Source organism: Microbacterium sp., assembly GCF_046295495.1.
Lineage (GTDB): Bacteria > Actinomycetota > Actinomycetes > Actinomycetales > Microbacteriaceae > Microbacterium.
This window is the reverse complement of the sequence record NZ_JBKBNC010000017.1, coordinates 56,116-62,339: the sequence shown is the minus strand read 5'-3', so window position 1 is coordinate 62,339 and position 6,224 is coordinate 56,116. Positions and strand designations below refer to the sequence as shown.

Below are 6,224 nucleotides of genomic sequence, written 5' to 3'. Positions count from 1 at the left end.
CGCACGACCTCGACGTCGTCGCCGGCATCGCCGACGACGTGATCGTGATGAAGGACGGCCGCGTCGTGGACTCGGGCGCGGTGTCGTGCGTCTTCGCCGAGCCCCGGCATCCGTTCACGCGGGAGCTCCTGGCCGCGGCGGGTCGGCCTTCCGCGCCCTCGTGAGTCCCGTCAGCGCGCTCGCCCCTCGCCCGCTCGTCGAGTGTCCAGGACCCGCCGTGGCTCGTGCGCCGAGAGCGGCGTGTCTCGGGCGCCCGGCCGCCGCGCAGACCCCGCACCACCGCCGGCCGTGAGCGCGTAGACTGGGGCCACACGCATCGATCCGGCCATCACCGGGGAGCTCGCGGAAGAACCTCCGACCCTTCGACTCGCTCAGGGGCCGGACTAGTAGAACCGCGCGGGGCAGGCCCGTCACAGCCGCAGTGAGAGAGGCGCCGCACCCGATCGGGGGCAGCGCAACGCGGGGTGGTACCGCGGTCCGCGAGGATCGTCCCCGCAGGTGATTCCCGACCTGCGGAGAGACATGACCTACCCACGCCCCTCATCCTTCGGCCCCGCCGCCGACGCCTCGGTCGCGTCCGCGGGCACGGCATCCGGTGCGCCCGCCGTCGTCCCGAGCCCCCGGTTCCCGGCGATCGAGGACGACACGCTCGCGTTCTGGGCCGCCGACGACACTTTCCGCGCCTCGATCGCGAATCGCGAGGGCGCCGAGGAGTGGGTGTTCTACGACGGCCCGCCCTTCGCGAACGGCCTGCCCCACTACGGACACCTCCTCACCGGCTACGCCAAGGACGTCTTCCCGCGCTTCCAGACCATGCGCGGCAAGAAGGTCGACCGCGTCTTCGGGTGGGACACCCACGGTCTTCCCGCCGAGCTCGAGGCCATGAAGCAGCTCGGGATCACCGAGAAGGACGAGATCGAGCGCATGGGCGTGGCGACCTTCAACGCCAAGGCCCGCGAATCGGTGCTCGAGTACACGCGCGAGTGGCAGGACTACGTCACCCGCCAGGCCCGCTGGGTCGACTTCGAGCGCGGATACAAGACGCTCGACACGACCTACATGGAGAGCGTGCTGTGGGCCTTCAAGACCCTGCACGACAAGGGCCTCGCGTACGAGGGCTACCGCGTGCTGCCGTACTGCTGGCGCGACGAGACCCCCCTGTCGACGCACGAGCTGCGCATGGACGACGACGTCTACAAGATGCGGCAGGATCCCTCGGTCACCGTCACCTTCCCCCTCGTGGGCGCCAAGGCCGAGGCGCTCGGCCTCACGGGCGTGCGGGCGCTGGCGTGGACGACGACGCCGTGGACGCTTCCGACGAACCTCGCCCTGGCGGTGGGTCCCGGCATCCGGTACGCGGTCGTCGAGGGCGGGCCCCACGGCGCCGCCGACGTGCACCGCGCCCCCGATGGCACGCCCGACGAGGCGATCGAGGCCGTCGCGCACCGCTACCTGCTGGCGGAGGACCTGCTGCCCGGGTACGCCAAGGACCTCGGGTACGACAGCGTGGATGCCGCCCGCCAGGCCGTGCAGACGACGATCCTCGGCGCGGAGCTGGAGGGCGTGTCGTACGACCGTCTGTTCGACTACTACGCCGACGCCGAGACCTGGGGCACGGGCGACGCGTGGAAGATCCTCGTCGACGACTACGTCACCGTCTCGGACGGTACCGGCATCGTGCACCAGGCTCCGGCTTACGGTGAGGACGACAAGCGCCTCGCGGATGCCGCGGGCCTGCCCACGATCATCTCCCTCGACGACGGCGGCCGCTTCCTCCCTGCCGTCACCGACGTGGCGGGGGAGCTCTGGCTCGAGGCGAATCGTCCGCTCATCCGCCTGCTCACGCAGGGCGGGCGTCTGCTGCGCGAGGCGTCGTACGAGCACTCCTACCCGCACTGCTGGCGCTGCCGGAACCCCCTCATCTACAAGGCCGTGTCGAGCTGGTTCGTGCGGGTGACCGACATCAAGGACGACCTGCTGGCGAACAACCAGCAGATCACCTGGGTACCCGAGAACGTCAAGGAGGGCCAGTTCGGCAAGTGGCTCGAGGGCGCGCGCGACTGGTCGATCAGCCGTAATCGTTACTGGGGCTCGCCGATCCCGGTGTGGAAGAGCGACGATGCGAACTACCCGCGCGTCGACGTCTACGGCTCGCTCGCCGAGATGGAGGCCGACTTCGGACGCCTGCCGGTCAACGGCGACGGCGAGGTCGACCTGCACCGCCCCTACATCGACGACCTCACGCGCCCGAACCCCGACGACCCCACGGGGACGTCCACGATGCGCCGCATCGAGGACGTGCTCGACGTGTGGTTCGACTCGGGCTCGATGCCCTTCGCGCAGGTGCACTACCCGTTCGAGAATCACGAGTGGTTCGACGAGCACGCCCCGGCGGATTTCATCGTCGAGTACATCGGGCAGACGCGCGGCTGGTTCTACGTGATGCACGTGCTCTCGACCGCGCTGTTCGACCGCCCGGCGTACACGGGTGTGTCGTGCCACGGCATCGTCCTCGGCAACGACGGGCAGAAGATGTCGAAGTCGCTGCGCAACTACCCCGACGTGCGCGAGGTGTTCGACCGCGACGGCTCGGATGCCATGCGCTGGTTCCTCATGTCGAGCTCGGTGCTGCGCGGCGGCAACCTCGTCGTGACGGAGGAGGGCATCCGCTCCGGCGTGCGCGAGTTCCTGCTGCCGCTGTGGAACGCGTGGTACTTCTTCGCGACCTACGCCAACGCCTCCGGGACCGACGGCTACGAGGCCGAGTGGCGCACCGACTCCACGGACGTGCTCGACCGGTACATCCTCGCCCTCACGGGCGACCTCGTGCGCGACGTCGCCGCGGATCTCGAGGGCCTCGACTCCACGACCGCGGCCGAGCGGCTGCGCGACTTCGCCGAGGTGCTGACCAACTGGTACATCCGGCGCTCGCGCGACCGGTTCTGGGTCGGCGCGACCGACGACCCCCGCAGCCGCGAGGCCTTCGACACGCTCTACACGGTGCTCGAGACGCTCACCCGCGTTGCCGCCCCGCTGTTGCCGCTCGTGACCGAGCGCGTGTGGCAGGGCCTCACCGGTGGCCGCAGCGTGCACCTGGCCGACTGGCCCGACGCGTCGGCGTTCCCGGCGGCCGAAGACATCCGCACCGCGATGGACACCGTGCGCGAGGTCTCCAGCGTCGCCAACGCCCTGCGTAAGCGCGAGGGCAAGCGCGTGCGCCTCCCGCTGTCGCGTCTGACGGTGGTGACGACGGATGCCGACGGCCTGGCGCAGTTCGACGGCATCCTGCGCGAAGAGCTCAACGTCAAGAGCGTCGAGCAGGTGGCGCTGCAGGAGGGCACCGCCGCCGCGTACGGCATCACCCACCGGCTGTCGGTCAACGCCCGCGCGGCCGGCCCGCGCCTGGGCAAGCAGGTGCAGCAGGCGATCAAGGCCGCCCGCGAGGGCGACTGGAGCGAGGTCGACGGTCAGGTCGTCGCGGGCGGCATCGCCCTCGAGCCCGCCGAGTACGACCTCGTCGTCGAGACCGCGGGTCGCCCCGAGGGCGAGGCGCTGGCCGTGCTGGCCTCCGGCGGGTTCGTGCTGCTCGACACCGTCACGACCCCCGAGCTGGAGGCCGAGGGCCTGGCGCGCGACATGATCCGCGGCATCCAGGACACCCGAAAGGCCGCCGGCTTCGACGTGAGCGACCGCATCTTCCTGTCGCTGACGTTCGTCGAGGACGCCGATGCCCGCGCCGTCGCCCAGGCGTTCGACGTCGCGGGCGTGGCATCCGAGACCCTCGCCGAAGCGGTCGTGCTGGCCGGGCCCGAGGGCCGTCTCGTCGAGCGTGGGGCGATCGCGTCGGCCGAGTTCGAGACCGTCATCCCCGCGAAGACCTACGCGAACGTCGGCGCCGTCACGGTCGCCGTCGGCCGCCTGACGACGGGAGGCCTCGCGTGAGCGATCGCACCCGGGCCGACGCCGTCTACGGCGCCCTGCTCGAGCGGCAGGGCGAGCAGTGGGTGCAGCCGCGCGTCGAGCGCACGCGCCGCGTGCTCGAGCTGCTCGCCGACCCGCAGCGCACCTACCGCGTGATCCACGTCACCGGCACCAACGGCAAGACCTCGACCAGCCGCATGATCGAGACCCTGCTGCGCGCGATGGGCCTGCGCACGGGACTGTTCACGAGCCCCCACCTCGAGCGCTTCACCGAGCGCATCCTCATCGACGGCGAGCCCGTCTCGGATGCCGCGATCGCCGACGCGTGGGACGAGATCACCCCCTTCGTCGACATGGTGGACGCCGAGTTGACCGCGGCGGGAGACGCCCCGCTGACGTTCTTCGAACTGCTCACGGTGCTCGCGTTCGTGGCGTGCGCCGACGCCCCGATCGATGTGCTGGTGCTCGAGGTCGGTATGGGCGGGGAGTGGGACTCCACGAACACCGCCGACGGCGACGTCGCGGTGTTCACGCCCATCGACGTCGATCACGTCGACCGCCTCGGCTCGACGATCGCCGAGATCGCGACGGTCAAGGCGGGCATCATCAAGACCGGTGCGGCCGTCGTCTCGGCGGCGCAACCCGCCGAGGCCCTGCGCGCCATCCGCTCGCGCGCCGAGAAGGAGGGCGCCAGCGTGGCCGTGGCCGGTGACGGCTTCGCGCTCGAGGCGCAGACCCTCGCCGTCGGCGGTCAGCAGCTGTCCATCCGCGGCGTCGCGGGCACCTACGCCGAGGTGTACCTGCCGCTCTACGGCGCGCACCAGGGGGCCAACGCCGCCCTGGCCGTCGCCGCGGTGGAGTCGCTCATCGGCGGCGGCTCGCAGCCGCTCGCGCCCGACGTCGTGGCCGACGGCCTCGGCAACGCCACCTCTCCGGGGCGCCTGCAGCTCGTGGGCACCGCGCCGACCGTGCTCGTCGACGCCGCCCACAACCCGCACGGCGCCCGGGCGCTCGTCGCCGCCCTCGACGAGGCGTTCGACATCGACGAGTGGGGGGCCGTCGTCGGCATCCTGAAGGGCAAGGATGCCGTGGGCATCATGTCGGCGCTCGTGCCCGCCGTGGCACGCGTGTTCGCCACGGCTCCCGACACCGACCGCGCGACCGACCCCGACGTGATCGCCGACGTCGCCGAGGCCGCCGACCTGCCCGTGACGGTGCACCCGACGCTCGAAGACGCCGCCGATGCCGCGCGCTCCTGGGCGGCGGAGTCCGACCGGCGGGCCGTTGTCATCGCCGGCTCGGTGGTGCTGGCCGGAGAGGCGCTGCGCCTGTCGGAGCTGGAGGACTGGAAGTCGGGGTGGCAGGGATGAGCCCCCGCGAACCCCGTACGCCGCGCGCCCCGCGCCCGCGTCGTCAGCGCGGTGCCCAGGAGTCGCTCGGTTCGGTCGTGCTCGGCTTCGAGTCGATCATCGTCTTCCTCGGCGGACTCGTCGTCTACGGACTGAAGGTGCTGCCGTTCGGCATCGCCCCGTGGTGGGGAATCGTCGGTGGCGTGGTCCTGGCGGTCGCCATGGTCGCCGTCTCCGGGCTGCTCCGGCACCGGTGGGCTCTGTTCGCCGGGTGGGCGTTGCAGGTCGTGCTGCTGCTCGGCGGGTTCCTCGTCCCCGCCCTCGCGGTGGTCGCCCTCATTTTCGGCGGCATGTGGGCGTATGCGACGATCAAGGGAGCGGCGCTGGACCGACGCAACGCCCGGCTCGCCGCTGACCCCGACCTCTCGAACGGAGAATGACCCATGGCCACCGAAGAGACCCTCGTCCTGGTCAAGCCCGACGGCGTCGCCCGCGGACTGACCGGATCGATCCTCGCCCGCATCGAGGCGAAGGGCTACGCCCTCGTCGATATCCGCCTCGTGGAGCCCGACCGTGAGACCCTCGCCCGGCACTACGCCGAGCACGAGGGCAAGCCGTTCTACGAGCCGCTGCTCGAGTTCATGCTGTCCGGCCCCTCGGTCGCGATCCGCCTCGCCGGCAACCGCGTCATCGAGGGCTTCCGCTCCCTCGCCGGCACGACCGACCCCACCACCGCCGCGCCCGGCACGATCCGCGGCGACTTCGGTCGCGACTGGGGCCTGAAGGTGCAGCAGAACCTCGTGCACGGCAGCGACAGCGTCGAGTCCGCCGAGCGCGAGCTCGCGATCTGGTTCGCCTGATCCACCGTGAAGGCCGTCGCCCCGTGGGGGTGGCGGCCTTCGTCGTTTTTCGCACGCCGTGTCGGCGCGATGCCGCGGCAGAGGCTCCCGGGAC

4 protein-coding genes are annotated in these 6,224 nt (G+C 71.5%); all 4 read left to right on the top strand.

All coding sequences use genetic code 11. The features are described 5' to 3' along the window. The first annotated feature begins 522 nt into the window (after positions 1 to 522). The 4 genes from ileS to ndk are packed head-to-tail and all read left to right on the top strand — an operon-like array spanning position 523 to position 6,130. Entirely contained in the window at positions 523 to 3,942 is a 3,420-nt protein-coding gene (gene ileS / locus ACK4LS_RS08745) for an isoleucine--tRNA ligase (protein ID WP_409716156.1), read from the top strand. Beyond that, a complete protein-coding gene (locus ACK4LS_RS08740) occupies positions 3,939 to 5,291 on the top strand; it encodes a bifunctional folylpolyglutamate synthase/dihydrofolate synthase (RefSeq protein ID WP_409716154.1) in 1,353 nt (450 codons plus the stop codon). Before ileS ends, ACK4LS_RS08740 begins: the two co-directional genes overlap by 4 nt. Beyond that, positions 5,288 to 5,710, top strand: a complete 423-nt coding sequence (locus ACK4LS_RS08735; protein WP_409716151.1) for a DUF4233 domain-containing protein — start codon at positions 5,288 to 5,290, stop codon at positions 5,708 to 5,710. Before ACK4LS_RS08740 ends, ACK4LS_RS08735 begins: the two co-directional genes overlap by 4 nt. 3 nt (positions 5,711 to 5,713) lie before the next feature. Continuing rightward, positions 5,714 to 6,130 carry a nucleoside-diphosphate kinase gene (gene ndk / locus ACK4LS_RS08730; protein WP_409716148.1) on the top strand — a complete coding sequence of 139 codons (417 nt, stop codon included), beginning with the start codon at positions 5,714 to 5,716 and terminating at the stop codon, positions 6,128 to 6,130. The last annotated feature ends 94 nt before the right edge of the window (positions 6,131 to 6,224 follow it).

Coding starts and splice junctions, on each gene's coding strand:
- ndk (WP_409716148.1), top strand. CDS start 5,714: ATGGCCACCGAAGAGACCCTCGTCCTGGTCAAGCCCGACGGCGTCGCC.
- ileS (WP_409716156.1), top strand. CDS start 523: ATGACCTACCCACGCCCCTCATCCTTCGGCCCCGCCGCCGACGCCTCG.
- ACK4LS_RS08735 (WP_409716151.1), top strand. CDS start 5,288: ATGAGCCCCCGCGAACCCCGTACGCCGCGCGCCCCGCGCCCGCGTCGT.